A 489-nucleotide genomic window follows, 5' to 3' on the forward strand; every position below is an offset into this window, starting at 1 on the left:
TTTTAGAAAGAGCAGGCTAATTCGTATTGGTTATATCGTTGATAATGCCTACTTATTGGTACGCATGATTACTTTGCTCACAACCCAAACAGATTGTGAACAAAGTGTTTAATTGATGGAAAGCTATTCTTAGAACTTGTATCCGACAGTGAAAGATAACTGATCGATGTCATAGTCATCCATCATGATGAGGTTGAAGCGTAGGTCGGTATAAAGACCGAAAGCAAAATTTGCTCTAACTCCGGTGCCTAGCAATAGGGAAGTATTGTTGTCTTTGATACTTGCACTACCGTCAGGCGTATTTAACGTGATCTTTTCCTCTACACGAGCAAAACCAATAGCACCGTATGGCTTTACATCAAAGCCATTGAGGAAGAATGCATAGCCGATGTCTGTGTCTATTTTGAAGGTTGAAACTTTAGTCTCATATCCATAGCCTTCAAATTTTTCATCTTCTTTACTCGTCTCTGATGAGATATTCACACCAAA

1 protein-coding gene is annotated in these 489 nt (G+C 38.7%); it reads right to left on the reverse strand.

Translation table 11 applies throughout. The features are described from left to right. Nucleotides 1-129: 129 nt before the first annotated feature. Nucleotides 130-489, reverse strand: a 360-nt coding sequence (locus FTW16_RS13370; RefSeq protein WP_146491407.1) for an outer membrane beta-barrel protein, incomplete at its 5' end; no start/stop codon positions are given.

Origin of the sequence: Vibrio sp. T20 (assembly GCF_007858795.1) — a bacterium.
In the GTDB taxonomy this organism is placed as follows: domain Bacteria; phylum Pseudomonadota; class Gammaproteobacteria; order Enterobacterales; family Vibrionaceae; genus Vibrio; species Vibrio satsumensis.